The organism is Arthrobacter sp. NQ7 (assembly GCF_029581595.2).
Taxonomy (GTDB): Bacteria; Actinomycetota; Actinomycetes; order Actinomycetales; family Micrococcaceae; genus Arthrobacter; species Arthrobacter phenanthrenivorans_B.
Genome location: NZ_JARFXU020000012.1, coordinates 1 through 15,196 on the forward strand (window position 1 = coordinate 1; position 15,196 = coordinate 15,196).

Annotated in this window: 17 protein-coding genes; 9 read left to right on the forward strand and 8 right to left on the reverse strand. The window is 63.6% G+C overall.

The features are described from left to right. From PUN71_RS13415 to PUN71_RS13435, 5 genes are all read left to right on the forward strand, one after another. Positions 1-286: acetate--CoA ligase family protein (locus PUN71_RS13415; protein WP_277798817.1), on the forward strand; the 286-nt coding region annotated here is incomplete at its 5' end. Positions 287-327: 41 nt separating this feature from the next. Then, positions 328-1,068: a DUF5998 family protein gene (locus tag PUN71_RS13420; protein ID WP_043449452.1), complete on the forward strand. Its 741-nt coding sequence runs from the start codon at positions 328-330 to the stop codon at positions 1,066-1,068. Position 1,069: 1 nt separating this feature from the next. Next, positions 1,070-2,305, forward strand: a complete 1,236-nt coding sequence (locus PUN71_RS13425) for an alkaline phosphatase family protein (RefSeq protein ID WP_277798818.1) — start codon at positions 1,070-1,072, stop codon at positions 2,303-2,305. Beyond that, complete coding sequence (locus tag PUN71_RS13430) at positions 2,298-3,041, forward strand: thymidine kinase (protein ID WP_277798819.1); 744 nt, start codon at positions 2,298-2,300, stop codon at positions 3,039-3,041. The genes PUN71_RS13425 and PUN71_RS13430 overlap by 8 nt, the downstream gene beginning before the upstream one ends. A gap of 255 nt (positions 3,042-3,296) precedes the next feature. Then, positions 3,297-3,950, forward strand: coding sequence for a DUF4304 domain-containing protein (locus PUN71_RS13435; RefSeq protein WP_277798820.1), 654 nt, complete (start codon positions 3,297-3,299; stop codon positions 3,948-3,950). Between the two features lie 808 nt (positions 3,951-4,758). Here the strand turns inward: PUN71_RS13435 and PUN71_RS13440 are convergent. From PUN71_RS13440 to PUN71_RS13455, 5 genes are all read right to left on the reverse strand, one after another. Next, positions 4,759-5,013: a hypothetical protein gene (locus PUN71_RS13440; protein WP_277798821.1), complete on the reverse strand. Its 255-nt coding sequence runs from the start codon at positions 5,011-5,013 to the stop codon at positions 4,759-4,761. A 441-nt stretch (positions 5,014-5,454) separates the two neighbouring features. Beyond that, positions 5,455-5,679 (reverse strand): hypothetical protein, encoded by a 225-nt coding sequence (locus PUN71_RS13445; RefSeq protein WP_277798822.1) that lies wholly within the window; start codon positions 5,677-5,679, stop codon positions 5,455-5,457. A 570-nt stretch (positions 5,680-6,249) separates the two neighbouring features. Next, positions 6,250-6,534 carry a DUF6278 family protein gene (locus tag PUN71_RS23180; RefSeq protein ID WP_502860678.1) on the reverse strand — a complete coding sequence of 95 codons (285 nt, stop codon included), beginning with the start codon at positions 6,532-6,534 and terminating at the stop codon, positions 6,250-6,252. Positions 6,535-6,549: 15 nt separating this feature from the next. Then, positions 6,550-6,702 (reverse strand): hypothetical protein, encoded by a 153-nt coding sequence (locus PUN71_RS13450; protein WP_277798823.1) that lies wholly within the window; start codon positions 6,700-6,702, stop codon positions 6,550-6,552. 139 nt (positions 6,703-6,841) lie between these two features. Then, a complete protein-coding gene (locus tag PUN71_RS13455) occupies positions 6,842-7,381 on the reverse strand; it encodes a hypothetical protein (protein WP_277798824.1) in 540 nt (179 codons plus the stop codon). A gap of 282 nt (positions 7,382-7,663) precedes the next feature. Here PUN71_RS13455 and PUN71_RS13460 point away from each other — a divergent pair, with 282 nt between their 5' ends. Both PUN71_RS13460 and PUN71_RS13465 read left to right on the forward strand, forming a co-directional pair. Beyond that, on the forward strand, positions 7,664-8,104 hold the full coding sequence (locus tag PUN71_RS13460) for a hypothetical protein (RefSeq protein ID WP_277798825.1): 441 nt from the start codon (positions 7,664-7,666) through the stop codon (positions 8,102-8,104). Positions 8,105-9,379: 1,275 nt separating this feature from the next. Next, a complete protein-coding gene (locus PUN71_RS13465; protein WP_277798826.1) occupies positions 9,380-10,933 on the forward strand; it encodes an HNH endonuclease signature motif containing protein in 1,554 nt (517 codons plus the stop codon). 157 nt (positions 10,934-11,090) lie between these two features. Here PUN71_RS13465 and PUN71_RS13470 read toward each other — a convergent pair whose 3' ends face one another. From PUN71_RS13470 to PUN71_RS13480, 3 genes are all read right to left on the reverse strand, one after another. Beyond that, the gene (locus tag PUN71_RS13470) at positions 11,091-11,699 is read right to left on the reverse strand and encodes a dihydrofolate reductase family protein (protein WP_277798827.1); all 609 of its coding nucleotides are present in this window, start codon (positions 11,697-11,699) and stop codon (positions 11,091-11,093) included. 97 nt (positions 11,700-11,796) lie between these two features. Further along, positions 11,797-13,110 carry a septation protein SepH gene (sepH, locus tag PUN71_RS13475; protein WP_277798828.1) on the reverse strand — a complete coding sequence of 438 codons (1,314 nt, stop codon included), beginning with the start codon at positions 13,108-13,110 and terminating at the stop codon, positions 11,797-11,799. Between the two features lie 109 nt (positions 13,111-13,219). After that, on the reverse strand, positions 13,220-13,708 hold the full coding sequence (locus PUN71_RS13480) for a DUF3093 domain-containing protein (protein WP_043449468.1): 489 nt from the start codon (positions 13,706-13,708) through the stop codon (positions 13,220-13,222). Positions 13,709-13,823: 115 nt separating this feature from the next. Here PUN71_RS13480 and dut point away from each other — a divergent pair, with 115 nt between their 5' ends. Both dut and PUN71_RS13490 read left to right on the forward strand, forming a co-directional pair. Continuing rightward, complete coding sequence (dut, locus tag PUN71_RS13485; protein ID WP_043449470.1) at positions 13,824-14,342, forward strand: dUTP diphosphatase; 519 nt, start codon at positions 13,824-13,826, stop codon at positions 14,340-14,342. Between the two features lie 106 nt (positions 14,343-14,448). Continuing rightward, complete coding sequence (locus PUN71_RS13490; protein WP_277798829.1) at positions 14,449-15,156, forward strand: DUF3710 domain-containing protein; 708 nt, start codon at positions 14,449-14,451, stop codon at positions 15,154-15,156. The last annotated feature ends 40 nt before the right edge of the window (positions 15,157-15,196 follow it).

Here is a 15,196-nt window from a genome sequence, read left to right on the forward strand (position 1 = left end):
CCGGGTGCCGCCGCTCTCCGCGGCGGACGTGCACGACTTCATCCGGTCGCCCCGCGCCTCCCTCAAACTCTTCGGCTACCAGGGCCTGCCCGCCGTTGACGTGCAGGCCCTGGAGGATCTTGCCGGCCGGCTGGCGTGGATGAAGGACAACCATCCCGAGATCGCGCTGGTGGAATTCAACCCCGTTCTGTGCGGCCCCGCAGGGGTGACCATCCTGGCCGCGGACGTGCGGATCGGCAATGCCGCGCAACGCACGGACAGCGCGCGCCGGGCCATGCTGGGCTGACGCGGTTAGCAAGTGACCGGACGATCTGTGAAAATGGGGGCATGAGCTTTCCTCCCGCTTCGGCGCCCGAAACGCCCGGCAACGAAAACCAGGCAGTCCGCCAGCACAGCTCACACAACCACGGGATCCAGGGCCAGAGCCTGGAAGACGCTTTGCAGAAGGCGGGGTTCTACCCGCGCCTGGTCTCGGATGTCGTCGATGACGCACTGGATGGCCGGGACTGCGTGGCCCATCTGGTGCACCTGGAAACCCACTTCGACCGCGCCGAAGTCCGCCGCCACATCACCGTGCTGGTCCTCACCGCCGACATGCTGGTCATTACCCACGTGGATGACCAGCAGCTTGACGAGGCGGGGGAGCAGATCGTCGCCCAGATCTCCACCGAGTCCGTTCCCGTGGCGCAGATCCGCTCCGTGGTCCTGAGCTACATGTACGCGCAGCCGCAGAACTACAAGCCCTCGGACCCGGTGCGTGAACTCACCCTGTCCATCGCCTGGTCGGGCGGCCAGCGCCTGGACATGGGCCCCGCCAGCTGCGGCGACCCGCAGTGCGAGGCCGACCACGGCTACACTGGGACCATCGCCCAGGAAGACATCGTTCTGCGCATCAGTGCCGAGGCGGACGGGCTGCAGGCCGTGCAGGACGCCAAGCTCTTCGCCAGGGCCCTGCGGGCGGTCAACACCGGCTCCCCGGCCCCTGTGTCCCACGCACAGTCCATGGCGCCCCGGCCGCGGTCCGGGGTGTTCGGCAACCGGCTCAGCCGCGGGCACCAGCAGCGCTGAGATGCCGGAAGACCGACCCTCCGCCGCAACAGCTGCCACGATTCCCGGACGTACTCCGGACCTTCCGCCCGCACCGGCCTACGGGCACCGCTCCATTGCCGAGGTCCTCACCAGCGCTGCTGCGTGCCTGGGGGTGGAGGACTTCACCAACACTCTGGGACTCCCGGCCGCAGCGCGCGTCTGCATCGTCCTGGCGGACGGACTGGGCAGGAACCTGCTCAAGCAAAAAGCCGCGCACACACCGTTCCTGCGGTCCGTGATGCAGGCCGGGCAGGGCGACGTTCCGGTCTGGCTGGACTCCGCTTTCCCCTCCACCACGGCAGCGGCGTTGTCCAGCTTCGGAACCGGGCTCCCCGCAGGCCAGCACGGCATGGTGGGCTACGACGTCCTGGACCCCGACCAGGACAAGGTGGTCAACCTGCTGGGGAACTGGGACCCAGGCGTGGACCCCGCTGCCTGGCAGCCGTTCCCCACCGTGTTTGAACGCATCGACGGCCACGTGGCGGTGAACACCGTGAGCCTGTCCCAGTTCGACGGCTCGCCCATGACCCGGGCCGCGCTGCGGGGCGGCAATTTCATCTCCGGCACCACCTCCCATGCACGGACTGCTGCCGCGGCCGAGGCCATGGCAGCCTCCGGGCCGGCCCTCATGTACTTCTACGTCAATGAACTGGACAAAGCGGGCCACCGCTACGGCTGCCGTTCGGAACAGTGGGAACATCAGCTCGAGGAGCTCGATGCCACGGTCAAGCGGCTCAATGCCTCGCTTCCGGCCGGCACACTCATCCTGCTGACCGCCGACCACGGGATGCTGGACGTTGCGGAATCACAGCGGATCGACTTCTCCGCCTACCCCGAGCTGGTGGACGGCGTCCGCCACACCGCGGGGGAGCCGCGGATGGTGCACCTGTACCTTGACGGGGCGGAGGCCGGGACTGCAGGTGTCCGGGAGCGGCTGCTGGGCGCCTGGAAGGCACGCTTCGGTGACCGTGTCTGGGCTTTCACCCGCGAGGAGGCTGTGGCCGGGGGACTTTTTGGTGACGTGCGGCCTGCTGTGGAAGGCAGGATCGGTGACGTCATGATCGCGGCGCGGGACGCCGTCGCGCTTTACGACGGGCGGCGCATGCGGCCCACCGCCATGGAGGTGGTGGGCCAGCACGGCTCGCTGACGAAGGCCGAGCGGGAAGTTCCGCTGCTGTGCTTCACCGCCGAAGGAAGGACCAAGCGGCGTGGCTGAGCTGATTTTCTTCTCCGGCACCATGGACTGCGGCAAGTCCACATTGGCCTTGCAGATGGACTACAACCACCGGGCCCGCGGCCGCGGCGGTGTCCGCTTCAGCCGGAACGACCGCGCCGGGGAGTCCCGGATCTCCAGCCGCCTCGGCCTGGAGACGGACGCCGTGGAGGTCCTGGACTCCACGGACTTCTGGGAGGAAGTCATGCTCCGCCGCACCCGGGGCCAGCGGGTTGACTACCTGATCTGCGACGAGGCCCAGTTCTACACCCCGGAGCAGGTTGAGCAGCTTGCCAAGGTGGTGGACGAGATCGACGTCGACGTGTTTGCCTTCGGGATCACCGCCGACTTCCGGACGCGCCTGTTCCCGGGGTCGCAGCGCCTGATCGAGCTTGCCGATCGGGTGCAGGTGCTGCAGGTGGAGGCGCTGTGCTGGTGTGGCCGCCGCGCCACGCACAATGCCAGGACTGTCGACGGCGTCATGGTCACCGAGGGTGCACAGGTGGTGGTGGGGGACGTGGACATGGTCGTGGAGGCTGCCGCCGCTCCCGAAGCGGAGCATGTGCCCGTGGTGGGTTACGAGACATTGTGCCGGCGCCACTTCATGCGCAGGGTGACCGCGCACGGCGCCTCCTTGATGGCGCAGCAGGACCAGTTGCTGCCGTTCGACGTTGATGCCTGCCTGTGGCAGGGGTCGGGCGGGCCGGGCGAGAGCCGCAAGCCGGGTGGTAAAGCCTAGGCGCGACTGAAGGTTTCGCTCTTGAGGTGGTTGGTTGCCCTTTTGCGGCGGCTCCTGGTGTCCCGTAAGGGGATCCTCTTACGGACGCTATGCGAATGGAACGGGATTCCAGCGCAACCACCCTGATTCAAGTGATACAACCAGGTTTTGAGTCAGGGCCCGGGCCCAATGACTGTTGATTGAGCTGCTCAAGGGGGCACGGACCCTGCCGTTCTAGCACCGGTATTTCGGAACCGGATATGCGAGTGTTCTTTTATGACGGTACAGAAAGCGCTCAAAGATGCGCTGCGAGATGTTCTCGGCCCTTGTGCCCGGAGCCACGGCTTTAAAGGTTCAGCCCCAACTTGGCGAAAGTCCACGCCCTCAGGGGATTGGGCTGTCGTGAACGTGCAGTCATCATCTTTCAGTACAGCGGAGCAGTTGAAGTGTGTGATCAACCTGGCTGTCGCCCCTGAGCCTTGGCTCCGTTGGAACCGGGTGAAGTTGGGTGCTGCGATGCCGAAGTCGGTGACCGAAAACCTGGGCCTTTATCGCGAGCGGCTCCATCCGGAGGGTACGTCACCTGGACAGGACATTTGGTGGGAGATCACCGATGAGGCTTCGGCTGTATCCGCAGTCGAGGACATGGTTGTCCAATTGGATGTCGCGGGCTGGCCGATTCTCGACCGGTTGCTGCGCAGAGAGGAAATGCTCGAACAGACTCGGGCCGGGGGACTTCGACATCGGGGTGGTCCAAACACCGAAGTTTTTCTCGCCCGAGCTGAGGCTCTGCTGCTAATGGATGGCGGCCCGAGCCCCGCGTTGAACGAGCGCTTGCAGTATGCACTCGAAAACTGCCCTCCACGTCAGCGGGAGTATGCTGCCGAATTTGATACTTGGGTGCGGGACCAAACGAAGCAGGTCCACTAACTGTGGATCTCCAAAAGCCCCAAAATGTATCCGTTCAAGGATCGGTCACCGGGCAGTGGTGAACGCCGTGGAGCTCATGAGTGTTGGGCGGCCACCGAAACTTGCCCAAGCCACAATTATGGCAACCACGATTACTACCAGGACGAGAGCAGCAATGAGAATTCCGCGGGGTTTCATACCCGCAGCCTAAACGGCAATGCACCATATTGGGCGCGAGTCGCTTGCGGCGTCCCCATGACCCTGACGCTTGTCCCGTAGATCGATCGGTATACGGACGGCTATGCTTTCACGCTTCCCCAAAGGACGGTATCTAGAGATCCGTTCCCATTCTCGATCGTTTCACTGACCGAATGAGCCTGTAGACGAGGTAAGCGGCAACCGCCGCTACAACAGTTATAAACGTCGGGCGAATATCGGGGGGAATGAGATAGAAGTCTCGGCAGAGGCTCGTACCGTCGACAATGCTGGCATTGCAGCCCTGACTCGCGATGCTGAGCGCAAAAGTGGCAACAACAGACAGCAACACAAGAGCGATGGTCCAGGCCCACCATTCTGTCCATGGCCACGATGCTGATCGTCGCGGTTGTCCCTTGTCCGTCGTAGCCAGAGCCTAGACAGCTTTCCGAGAACGGTAAACCACCCTCCGTTTGGGGATCCTTTACCGGGCAGCTGCTCCACTGGAAGCGAATCTTGGGTTACAAACAGTGAGGCAGTACCAGGGGCCGGCACTTTCAGCGGCCGGTCAGTCTGGTCTTACCAATACATCGGGGCGATCGTTCATAGCGCCCTCATTCCCTATGGAGCCGGCCTATTCGCTTCTGAAGTTCAGTGTGTCGCTTCCACTCTTCCAAGTGAGCGTCCCGTTGCTGAAGGTCTGTTCAATAGGCCGCTGCAGGAAGTCCTGTACCCACTGCTGCTGCTCGCCCTCGTTCTTGTCGATGCACCCGCTCGCACCGATCACAATGTCCCTGACGGTGAGCGTGGTACCTGTGATTTTCGCTGGACCGCTCATGGGCGCGCATCTGGGTACCACGCCCAGCCAAAGTTCACCGTTGACGGTCATCAGCTCCGCGCTAACGCCCCGGATGCTACCCAGGGGAGGTCTTTGCCATTCGACGTGCCCGAGATGCCGAGGTATTTCGCGCACGGGGCGGACGGCAAGAACGCCGCACAGGATGATTGGGGCGGTGAAGTGGTCATGGAACCAGGAACTGCGCTGGTGGACGTGGGGGAATCGACGGACACAGGTACAGCGGTTTCCGGCACCCCGCTTTTCGCATCACCACAAGATGTCAGCAGCACGCCAACAAACAGAAAAGGAACCATGTTCCACCACAACCCTGGCTGGCTCCGTCGCATTCTCGTCCCCCAATGTCCGCTACCGCGTAAAGCCACGACACTGCCCTCAGCATCCCACCCACCCATCCCTTTGTGAAGGTGTACGACGCGTACCCGCATTCACTGGCGAGAATGTCTGGTGGAGGATCGGCTTTCGGACTTGGTTCTACGATTCGCTTTGTTTGGGTGCCTTCTTCGCTGCTTGGCGGTACCACCAGAAGCTGAAGCCCAATAGAACCATATTCATTACCTGGATAATCCAGTACCAGACGGTCGCTCGGAATCCCTCGGCCAGCACAGCGTATAGGTCGTTCGCCAACCACATCACCGCGATCAGGCCCATAATTACGGCGCCACCTTTGGTTGGCTGCTTCCAGTTCCTGGCGCTCATGACCTGAGCGTAGCGAAGACGTGAACACATAAGGAGACGAGTCCGGCTCAAGATGTAGCGCTTCGGATGGGCCCACTTTTGTCGACACAACGCTCGCCCGCTTGGGCGATCCACCGTATACCTGCCACTGTCACCCAAACGGAAGTAGAGCTGATCCTGCCACGGCTACCACCAGTGGAAGACGTTCTTGCCTAACCACATAAAGCCAGCAACCAAGCCGAACCACGGCAGCAGATACAAAACCCAGACGCCATGCATCTTGCGCTTAGACACATACCCTCCTCCGTTTTCACATCGAGTGTAGGAAATGCCCTAAAGATTCACATAGTGCTGGGCTTCCACATGGCTGCGTCATAACTTTCTCGGGAGAGTTCCTGCTCTAACGTACCGGCCTGCTGCAGACCGTCCGTCCATCTCGATCGAGTAGGCCCCTAAGTCGTCCCGAATGCCGGTGGCTCAACGGGCGATGTTGTGTCCAATTGAGGGTGGCTCAACGGTGTGAATCGCAGCGGTAAGTGGCCGCCTTTTCGCAGCGCTATTTGTCACCCTCGGTGCCCGGAGCCGGCCCTTCTACGCGTCTCTCCTTACGAGACCGAGGACGTGGTCGTAGTTTTCTTCGAGTGTGGGATTCGGGCTAGCCAAGCGTCTCAGGGCAATGTGAACGACGTCGATAGCGACGTTTCTGGTGACACGAACCAGAGGGTATCCCTCCTGAACTACTTCCCAGTGGGCGCCGGGGACAGTATGGGTAAGGAGGTCTCCGTAGAACATCCCGATCGGGCGGACCAGCTCGGCCGGCAAGCCTTCGGCAATTGCCTGATCAAGAGCGGTGAGGCTGTCTGCCTGGCGGGGCAATGCCTGGCCACGCTCTTAAAAGTAATCCAAAAGTTCGTCGTATCCGCCGACGTTGGTTGGCAGCGGTCCTGCGCTGCCCGGAATGACTGGCTTGTAGGCGGCGTACCTTCGTGGCATTCCCTGTGGAAGCTTTTGAAGGGGTTCGGCGGAATCCTTGGCAGCGCCCATGCGGTTATCCTAGCGCTGCGAATCGTGAGGGCCGAGGACCCATTCCGAACCCTCTACGGGACAGTTTATGGAGGGGCAGCCCGTAAGGCGATCGGCAAGCGTACGTCTTCTAAACACGAGGTCTGCAACACTGGGTGGATCAGTGGGAGGGTCCGGCTTTGGCCTGGCTGAACCTGCTAATCATCTTGGGGGTACGCGAATGGGTGAAGGCGTAGTTTTCGTGCTGGTGGCCGCTGCTTGGTTTGTCTTCCGTAAGCGGATAGCGGCTTATCAGGTATTCCTGATTACGGAGAAGTTCAAAATCATTCCCGTTCGAGACAAAGCTGAGCAGCTGCGGGGCATGGAACTGCTGGGCACGCTGTTCTGCGCGCTGCTCTTTGTTGCAGGTGTGTTGTTGATAGTTCTTCACACCATGCTCGGGTAGGCCGCCAAGGTGTTCGGCGAAGGATCGGCTTACGGGCCCTCGTATCGAGGCTCGCTCGGCGACGAGCTGGATGTAATCTTCCCGGGCACAGTTGGCCTGTTTGCGGACAGGGTGAGCCATGCGAGCAGATAGATCTCCCTTGGGCAGGTTTCCCCGCCGAACCGCCCGCTGGGTTGCTGTTCTTGCATGGATCGCCTGCCTGATAGCAGCTGTGAAAATTGTTATCGACGTTGTGAACAACGAATTCGAGTTCATCTACGTAATTCTTATGCTGCTGTGCTTTGGCTTGGCTGTCGCCTACACCGTGATCTGGCGACACGCGAAGCTAGAATCGACGGACGATTAGCCTGCTTCTCGCTTTTCTGGCGTACTCATGATTAGTCCAGCCGGCTCAACTCCCTAACGGTGCAACGTGTCCGGTAAGGGATCCCCTTAAGGGCGCTTGGAGGGTCCGCAGAGCCACCGGCCTAAGGGCGGCGCTTTTAGCCTTCCAACAGAGCGATCCAACAAACCAAGACCTCAGCGATGATTGTTCCTATGACATCGGATCTTGATTGGACGCGTTTCCATGCGGCTTTTGGGGACGACCCCGGCGTGCTCCCTGATGGCGAGGTACTCGGGAGTGCAGAACACGACTGGGATGCAGTGTTTGCGATGCTGCACCGCAGCGGTTGGAGACTGACAACAAGCGATGGCCATTCACCTCTGCCGCCCAATAGACATGGTCTTGCCGAACTTGAGGGCTTCGCTGTCTGGCCCGTGGATGGAGTACGAGTCAACTTCTTCCCCGCTCCAAACGCTGTGATTTTTGACTTCGACCTACGGGAACTCATCAATCAGGCAAGAGTAGACGGCGTAGCCAACGTGATGAGGAAGCTCGGAACCACGCTTCGTCGAGATGTTGTGGTTAGAGACGAAGGTTCGAACGGCGCGCCGGTCATTCGCTACACCACTACGGACCAGTTCTTGCTGAGTTGAAGGCGGCGCTGCTGTAGGGAACCGTGGCCGGAGCAGACCTTGGGGCCGCCCGGTAGAGGATCCTTCGGTGTGCATCCTCGTCCTACCGCGATGGTTCCGTCGGATAGATCCCCACGGACTTCAGCTCCTCCGCCGAACCTGAAACTTCAAAAATGCCTGAATCGGTCTTGACGTAGACGACAGTTCGCTTCCGACCCAGATACCAGGGTGCTGTCGTTGGAGTCCTCAAACCGCCCGTCAACGGCTCCACATTCGGGAGGACGAGGGTCTCCCCTACGGAATATCCAGTAAATGCCGCCATCGGTTGGAAGATGAGCGACCCTTCCTTCATGGTGCCGTGTCCAGAAATCCACCCACGCTTGTCTGCAGGACCCGGTACGGAATAGCCGCGGGGCAGTGCGTTGGGGCCCGGCCGAAGACTGCATTCAAGAATTCCCCTCTCAGTATTCCGAGCGATTCGCTGACGCTTTAGTGGTCTAACCAGCAGGCTCATCACCAGGTAGACCAACAGTGTGACCGGGAATAGAAGAGAGAAATAAAAAGGCGAGGAGCGCAACGGCTGCCATGGGACTGTCACTGCAACAGCAATCACGAGACTTATGTAGAAACCCGCAACATCGTAAGTCTTCTCTATCCAGGTTCGAGGCGCAGGCTCCAGCCTGTCAGCAACCAATCCTTCACGCCTCCCGTCGATGAAATTGGCACGTGATTTGGCTTAGACGCTAAGCCGGGGCATGGTACTGGGCAAGAGAATTGCTTAAATCCTTGGGAAAGTTGACGTTCTCATCTCCCTGCGCGGACGCCCGATAGCCGGTCCTTTACCGCTACAACCCGGCTCTGACGTGCCGTGTTGCAGCCGCGAAGATTGGGGTGTCCCATGTACCCCGCCCGCAAAAATGCCCGGTGAAGGTGCCCTAAACGCTACACACCATTTCAATGGTCTGGTCCCCCTCGAGACCCGTTAGCAGTTCCACGATGGACCCGTCGATGTTTGCTGGGAGCCGCTTCGATGCACCTGTGGATTCTGCCCCGCCTACACGCCGGCGGGCCCTGGATGAGGCGCTCAACATGGATCCCCTGCTGCGGATAGCGGCGCCAGGACCCATCTATCACGGTTGGTATTGATCTAGGGAAGCAGACCCAGAAAGCCGTAGGACTGTCCGGTGAAGTCGAAATACAGGTTTAAGGTACCCACCTCACCCCCGTGAACCCGCTGACTGAATTACTCCCGATGATGCCCGTGTGATTGTCGTACCCCCTTGTCATGATCGGTTTATGGGGAAGGCAGCGGTGGTGAAGGCGTTCGGGGAAATCCGGGCTGCCCTTGCTGTGCTGAATGCTGAGGTGGATGGGGCCGGGTTGGCGCCGTTTTCAGTGTCTGATCCGTTGGCTGGTTTGGCGGATGGTTGCCTGGACGTTCTGGCCGGTGCGCGGGAGGTGGAGGCCGGGTTCGCGGCGTTGAAGGCCAAAGCTGCCGTTGGGTATGCGGAGAGCGCCGCTGCTGTTGCAGGCCCCGATGTGCCGGTGGTGGCGCAGGAGATGGCGGTCGCGGCCGAGATCGGCTGTGTGCTGGCGCTGGGGCCGCGGGCCGCGGGGTCGTTCCTGGCCACCTCCCACGCCCTGACCACCGGTTTGCCGCGGACCTTGGAGGCTTTGCAAGCCGGGACGATTTCATGGCAGCACGCGGTGGTGATGGCCGATGAAACCGCCGGCCTGGATGCTGCCGGGGCGGCGGAGTTGGAATCCCATTTCCTGGACCCGGACGCCCCAGACCCGGCGCGGGGGTGCCCCGCCGGGCAGTTGCCGGCGCACCGGTTCAAGGCCAAGGCCCGTACCTGGCGGGAACGCCACCACGCCGAGAGCATCGAGAAGCGGCACGCCAAAGGGGTGGTGGAGCGGCGGGTGGAGTTCCGGCCGGACCGGGAGGGGATGGCCTGGCTTAGCGCGTGCCTGCCCGCGGACCAGGCGGTGGCGGGCTGGAACCGGCTCACCGGCGTCGCCCGGTCCTTGCAGGGCCCGGACGAGCGCCGGACCCTGACCCAACTCCGCGCGGACCTGTTCGCGTCCGCTGTTCTGGGCAGCGGCACACCAGACCGCACGGACGCCTACGGGACGACAGGCGGCAGGGATGCCAGGGCGACTTCCGCTGGCGTGCACGCTCGGGAGACCGCAGCCGGCCGCGTTGAAGAAACAGATGTCCCGCCGTCATCGATCAGGGCGCAGGTGCTGGTCACCGTTCCCGTGTTCTCGTTGCTGGGCCTGGCCGATGAACCGGCAATGCTGGACGGGTACGGGCCGATCCCGGCCTCGATGGCGCGGCGGCTCGTCGCGGACGGCGCCGAGTCGTTCCACCGGGTGTTGGTGGACCCGCGGGACGGGGCGCCGCTGGAGATCGGCAGGACCAGCTACCGCCTTACGAAAGCCATGCGGGCCTGGCTGCGGATGCGGGACGGCAAGTGCCCGTTCCCCGGCTGCAGCAACCACTCCCTGGACAACGAGGCCGACCACCTCCTCGCCTGGGCCAACGGCGGCACCACCGGAATCAGCAACCTGGGACAACCCTGCCCAAAACACCACAAACTCCGCCACAGCACCGGCTGGAAACCCACCCCCGCAACCAAAAACGAACCACCCGGCTGGACCTCACCCACCGGCCGGCACTACGCCAGCGAACACCAGGACTGGGAACCACCAAGCTGGCCTCCCGGACTGGCGCTTGAACCACGGCTGCCGGAATGGAGCGTGGCCGGTTGCGTCGACGTGGTCAGGCTGGGTTTCTCCCCGGGCGAGCAATGGCTTGGAAGGATCCTTCACCCGCCCTCCGCGTGAGGGGTGTCGCATCTGTCGGCGTGAAGGCGCCGTTTTGCTGCTGGGCGTGTTCATTCGGCAGCTGGTCCTCCTGAGCGGCGTTGTTCTGCCTCGGAAAAGACTCTACGCTGCAACGATTATGCACAGGGCCCGGCGTTCTTCGACCGGTAAGGGCCTCCTACTGGGAGACCCGGCGGTAGCGGATGTGGGTGGCCAGGGGAGAGTGGAGCACCTCAACGGGTTCGAAATTGAACGTCGCAATCCCGTCGAAGATCCGCTCACCTGATCCGAGCAGGACTGGCGCGATGTCGAGGGTCAGTTCGTCAACCACACCGGCCGCCAGTGCCTGCCGGACGGTGGACGCTCCGCCCGCAATATCAACGCCCTTGCCGCCGGCAGCGTCCACAGCGGCGGCGTACGCAGCATCGAAACCCTCGGTGACGAAGTGGAACGTTGTCCCGCCCTCCATCGGGATCGGGTCATGCGGGTAGTGGGTCAGGACGAACACCGGCGCGTGGTACGGCGGTTCCGGACCCCACCAGCCGTTCCACTCCTCATCCCAGCCGCCCCGGACAGGCCCAAACATGTTCCGGCCCATCACATAGGCGCCCCGTGGACGCATCAGCCATTCGGCCGCCACTTTGTCGGCATCGTTGGCACGCGGATCACCAATGTGCCATCCGTGCAGCTCCAGCCCGCGCTTGCCCAGCGGGTTCTCCCGGCTTTGATCAGGACCGGCGACAAAGCCGTCCAGCGACATTGACATGTGGCAGGTAGTGTCCGGCACGGCGAACCTCCATGGTGGGCTGGTCAGGGCCTACACGGCCCATGGTGACGGATCGTAGCAGTTGGGCGCCGCGGTGCCCATGGAAAAGAGCCGGCTCTTAGTCGCTGCGCGTTCCGAACACGATCTCGTCCCAGGAGGGAACGCTGGAGCGCTTGGGCCGTGCAGGCCGTTCCGGTGCCTCGGTTTCCGGCAGTTGTCCGGTCGTGGGAGACGCATCATCCTGCTTGGCCGGGCGGCGGGGATTGCTGCCCAGCAGCTCGTCCAACCCCGCGCCGGAACCGCCGGCTCCGGAACCGGGTGTGGCACCGGAGGGCTTGGCCGGGGACGCCGCGATGGTGATCTCCCGCGTGTCCGTGCTGACGCCGTCGTGAAGCCGCAACGCGTCATCGTGGTTGTCCCGGTGCGGCGGAAGAAGGCTGAGCCGCGAGAGCATCGAAGGCCGGGTGTCCCGGCGCCGGATGAAGGAATCACCCTGGGCTGCCGGGGCGTCCCGCTGGTCTTCCTGCGTCTCCGGTTCCGCGGACTCGGGTTCCGCGGCAACCTCGGACGGCCTGGGGTGTGCGGCCGGCACGCCGTGGGTGAGCAAGAGCGCCAGGGCGTCGTCCGCGTCCTCGTCCACGCCCAACCGCTGCCCGCGCCGGGACCGGAGCATGTCGAGGAGGCCATCGGACTCCTTGCCGGCGTCCGGGCCGGGGCCAGCCTGGCCGGACGGAGACTTTGGCGTATCCGCGTCAGTTTCAAAGTCAAAGGGGCGGTCGGACACCGCGGTGAGCCGGCGGGCGGGAACGGGGCCGTCCAGCGGCTCGAGTTCGCTGAGCTGCTGTGCCCAGCGGTTGGTGTTCTGCAGGGTCTTGCGCGCCGGGTTGAAGGTCCACAGCGCTGGAGGTTCCTCGCCGATGCCGGAGGTCCCGCCGGGCTTGGCCTCGAAGCTTGCCGAAACCGTCCAGGTCCCGTCCTGGCGCCGCCAGGAGTCCCATTCCACGGTTGCGGGGTCAATGCCGTGGGCTGACAGGCGGTGGGCCACCATGTCGTCCAGCGTCGCCGGGTTGTCGCCAAAAGCGGACCGGTAGACGTCGTGGCCGGGGGAGGGTGCCGCGACTTCAACCTTGCGTGCCTGCTGGGCAACATATTCGCGCTCGGCCAGGACCGGTCCCTCGTAGCGCTCCACCTTGGCCAGCGGCATTCCGGACAACTCGGCCACATCCGCCGCGGTGGCGCCGGCCCGGATCCGGGCCTGGATATCCCTGGGCGACATTGGAACCGCCGGGCGGTCCACCCGCGGTTTCGCTGTGGACCGGCTGGCCGTCCTGAGGGCCTCGTCGATCGGCAGCTGGAACATCTCGCCGCCGGGCCCGCTCAACAGGAGATGCGTCCCGTCGTCGTGCACGCCTACAAGCCGTAGATCCTGCATACAAATCCTCCACCCTGGCATTACTATCAATCGAAACTCTGCCACCCGGCGGCGCGGATTTGGCTCAAGGAACAGGGCGCGCCGTGATATTCCGCCGATCGGCGGCCGCTTAGCTCCTGGTCAGGGCTGCCGCCAGCCGGTCCGGGTGGCGGGTCGAAGTCAGCCAGTACGGGGTGCGGTCCGCCGGGTCCGTGATCTCAATCTTCACCACGGGATCAATCCAGCCGCGGATGCACAGGTAGGCCAGCCCATTCAGCCGGGTTCCCCGCTCTGCCGTTGCTTCCCCGGCAGTGAACTGTTCCACCGTGCCGACGAAGCGGCGTTCGATGGTGGCCCGTCCTACCGTGAGCGTGTCAGCCGTGACCGTGATGGCGGGGGTGGAGAGGAGCAGGAGGACGGCAATGATGGCGAAAAGAACCAGGGCGGCTGTGTAGCCTGCCGCCATGCTGATCGGGGCGAAAACAAGGATGCCCGCCGCGGACACGCCGGCTGCAATGATCCAGATCCAGGGGTTGGGCCACAGCTTCTCCCGATAGATGGCAGGCGCCCCTGCGGAGGGTGTGCCGGGTACGGATGGAGACGGGCTTGATTCGGGCATGTCCCCAGCTTTCCACCTTTGTCCGGCTATTTCACCTTGGCTCCCAACGCCCGGCGGTGCCGGGGCCGCGGCCCACCTAGGACTGATACGGCGGCGCGGGTTAGAGTGAGTGACTGTGACTGATCATCCCGCCACGGTAGACCTTGTCCCGGACGCAGCATCACCAGCGCCCGGCGCCCCCACCCTGCAGGTCCAGCTGAAGATGCTGGATCCGGAGCTTGAGGCGCCTTCGTATGCCCATCCGGGCGACGCCGGCGCGGACCTGCGCGCCCGCGAGGACGTGGTCCTGTTGCCGGGGGAGCGCAAACTGGTTCCCACGGGCGTCGCCATCGCCCTTCCGTACGGGTTCGTGGCGCTGATCCACCCCCGGTCCGGCCTCGCCACCAAGCACGGCCTGACGATCGTGAACGCTCCGGGCACCGTGGATGCGGGCTACCGCGGAGAGATCTCCGTGACTTTGCTGAACACCGACGCCACCCAGCCAATAGAGCTGCGGCGCGGCGATAGAATTGCCCAAATGGTCATCCAGCGGGTGGAACATGCCCAATTCATTCCTGTCACCGAGTTGAGCGGATCCGTGCGCGGCTCCGGAGGCTTCGGCTCCACCGGCGGGTTCAACATCCCCGGAGCCTGACCGCAGGCTGCATCCGCTGCCACGCCAGCACGTACGACGGCGGGACCTCCACAGGTCCGGCCGGCAGGTTCCAGCACTGGCACATTTCAGAATTAAGGAGTCACCCATGGTCTTTGGGTTCGGCAGGAAAGCAAAGAACGACGAACCGGCGGAGCCGGCAGAGGAGCTGACCGTCGCCGAGGGCGAAGAAAGCGCCGCCGCCGGCCGCCGGCAGGACGGCCCTTTCGATGAGTCCGAGATCAGCAGCCGCGACGGCTTCGTCGACCTCGGCGCCCTGCTGATCACGCCCAGCGAGGGCCTTCAGTTGCGCCTGGAAGTGGAAGAGGCAACGCAGCGGGTAGTGGCAGTGACCCTGGACCTGAATGGGTCCAGCCTGCAGCTCCAGGCCTTCGCCGCACCCAAGACGGAAACCCTGTGGGACGAGATCCGTGAACAAATCGGCCAGTCGGTCGGCGCGCAGGGCGGACAGGTCGAAGAAATTGATGGCGCGTTCGGCACCGAACTGGTGGCCAAGCTGCCCGCCGGCCTCCCGGACGGCAGCCAGGGTTACCGGGTGGCCCGCTTCATTGGCGTTGACGGCCCCCGCTGGTTCCTCCGCGGCGTCCTGGGTGGACCGGCCGCGCTGGAACGCCCCGCCGCCGAACCGCTTGAAGCATTGTTCCGGCAGGTGGTGGTGGTCCGCGGTGACAGCCCCATGCCGCCGCGCGACCTGCTGCAGCTGCGGCTGCCGAAGGACGCTTCCGCGACTCCTCCGCCCGCCGCACCCACACTGGAGGAGCCCGAGCGTGGTCCCGAAATTACCCAGATCGGCTGAGCCGGCCAAAGGAGCCCCGGTTGCCGCGGGTGGCATCACA

Bases quoted from the DNA above. Each gene is read 5' to 3' on its own strand.
- PUN71_RS13420 (WP_043449452.1), top strand. From the start codon at position 328: ATGAGCTTTCCTCCCGCTTCGGCGCCCGAAACGCCCGGCAACGAAAAC.
- PUN71_RS13425 (WP_277798818.1), top strand. From the start codon at position 1,070: ATGCCGGAAGACCGACCCTCCGCCGCAACAGCTGCCACGATTCCCGGA.
- PUN71_RS13435 (WP_277798820.1), top strand. From the start codon at position 3,297: ATGACGGTACAGAAAGCGCTCAAAGATGCGCTGCGAGATGTTCTCGGC.
- PUN71_RS13440 (WP_277798821.1), bottom strand. From the start codon at position 5,013: ATGACCGTCAACGGTGAACTTTGGCTGGGCGTGGTACCCAGATGCGCG.
- PUN71_RS13445 (WP_277798822.1), bottom strand. From the start codon at position 5,679: ATGAGCGCCAGGAACTGGAAGCAGCCAACCAAAGGTGGCGCCGTAATT.
- PUN71_RS13450 (WP_277798823.1), bottom strand. From the start codon at position 6,702: ATGGGCGCTGCCAAGGATTCCGCCGAACCCCTTCAAAAGCTTCCACAG.
- PUN71_RS13455 (WP_277798824.1), bottom strand. From the start codon at position 7,381: ATGAACTCGAATTCGTTGTTCACAACGTCGATAACAATTTTCACAGCT.
- PUN71_RS13460 (WP_277798825.1), top strand. From the start codon at position 7,664: ATGACATCGGATCTTGATTGGACGCGTTTCCATGCGGCTTTTGGGGAC.
- PUN71_RS13465 (WP_277798826.1), top strand. From the start codon at position 9,380: ATGGGGAAGGCAGCGGTGGTGAAGGCGTTCGGGGAAATCCGGGCTGCC.
- sepH (WP_277798828.1), bottom strand. From the start codon at position 13,110: ATGCAGGATCTACGGCTTGTAGGCGTGCACGACGACGGGACGCATCTC.
- PUN71_RS13480 (WP_043449468.1), bottom strand. From the start codon at position 13,708: ATGCCCGAATCAAGCCCGTCTCCATCCGTACCCGGCACACCCTCCGCA.
- PUN71_RS13490 (WP_277798829.1), top strand. From the start codon at position 14,449: ATGGTCTTTGGGTTCGGCAGGAAAGCAAAGAACGACGAACCGGCGGAG.